This window comes from Flavobacterium aciduliphilum (assembly GCF_003268855.1).
Classification (GTDB): domain Bacteria; phylum Bacteroidota; class Bacteroidia; order Flavobacteriales; family Flavobacteriaceae; genus Flavobacterium; species Flavobacterium aciduliphilum.
This window is the reverse complement of sequence record NZ_QLSZ01000025.1, coordinates 1-1,410: the sequence shown is the minus strand read 5'-3', so window position 1 is coordinate 1,410 and position 1,410 is coordinate 1. Positions and strand designations below refer to the sequence as shown.

2 protein-coding genes are annotated in these 1,410 nt (G+C 28.4%); both read right to left on the bottom strand.

Annotated features, from left to right (window positions below):
- Window positions 1-34: 34 nt before the first annotated feature.
- Window positions 35-871 carry an IS3 family transposase gene (locus CLV55_RS12750; protein ID WP_245902731.1) on the bottom strand — a complete coding sequence of 279 codons (837 nt, stop codon included), beginning with the start codon at window positions 869-871 and terminating at the stop codon, window positions 35-37.
- Window positions 868-1,410: helix-turn-helix domain-containing protein (locus CLV55_RS12745; RefSeq protein WP_211306498.1), on the bottom strand; the 543-nt coding region annotated here is incomplete at its 5' end. The genes CLV55_RS12745 and CLV55_RS12750, both read right to left, overlap by 4 nt.

Genomic DNA, 1,410 nt, shown 5'->3' with positions numbered 1-1,410 from the left:
TAGACTGGACCCAAAAGTTTAGACAAATTTATAATTAATTTTGATAATAGTGAGCTCGATATTTAATCGGGCTCATTTTGTTTAAATTTGATTTGATTCTTTCGTTGTTATAATAGCTTATATATTTTTTTATTTCGCTTTTTAATTCTTCTATTGTTCTGAACTTTTTTATATAAAAAAGTTCAGATTTTAATATTCCAAAGAAGTTTTCAATAATAGCATTATCTAAACAATTTCCCTTTCTTGACATACTTTGTATAATTCCTTTTTCTTTCAATAAATACTGATATTGTTTCATTTGATATTGCCAACCTTGGTCAGAATGAAGCATTAAATTTGTGTTATTTGGTATTTTCTTAAATGCTTTTTTTAGCATCATAACTACTTGATTAAACACTGGTCGTTCTGTTAGCTCATAGCTAATTATTTCCTGATTAAACAAGTCAATAATAGGTGATAAATACAATTTCTTTCCACAGACATTAAACTCAGTTATATCAGTTGCCCATTTTTGATTAGGAGCTGTGGCTTTAAAATTACGTTCCAATATATTTGGAGCTATTTTTCCTTGTTCTCCTTTATAGGATTTGTATTTCTTTATTCTAATAACACTTTTTAACCCTAACAACTTCATTAATCTTAAAACGGTTTTGTGGTTAATAACGATTCCTTTATTTTGAAGTTCATCGGTTATTCTACGATAACCATAGCGCCCTTTATGTTTGTGAAAAATTGATTTTATTAACTCTTTAATTGCTTTATATTTATCAGGCAGCTTATTTTGTTTTTCGTGATAATAAAAACTACTTCGTGCCATTTCTGTTTGATTTAAAAGCATATCTAAATCAAACTTATGCCTTAATTCCATTATGACTTGCGCTTTTTGGCTGCTTCTTCGGCTTGAATTAAGGCTTGTAACTTTTTTAAATATTCTAGTTTACAGCGTAAAGATTCGTTCTCTAAAAGAAGTTCTTCTTCTCTGGTTAATGGTTTATTTGTTTTACGCTTTTTACGCTTATAATCACTCATAGATTTTGATCTCCCTTTAGGTTTTGGTTGTAATCCTGAAATACCAAAAGTAGTAAAATCTTTTTGCCATTTTATAATAACTGATTCTGAAGTGATATTAAACTTCAAACAAGCCTCACTTAGAGATAAATAATCAGCACCAATAGATTGAAGAACCTTTAATTTAAAATCTGTTGAGTAATTTTGATTTTTTCTAGGCAAAAGACCTGTTTTGCCATATTGTTTGTAAAACCCAACCCATTTTCGAATGTTGGATTCATTAGGTCCTTTTTCTTTAGAAACTGATTCACAAGAATAATGCTTCTTTAAAACTAATTCTACACATTCTAACTTAAATGCATAATCATACTTGACTTTTCTTTCCATAAAAATACCCCCAAA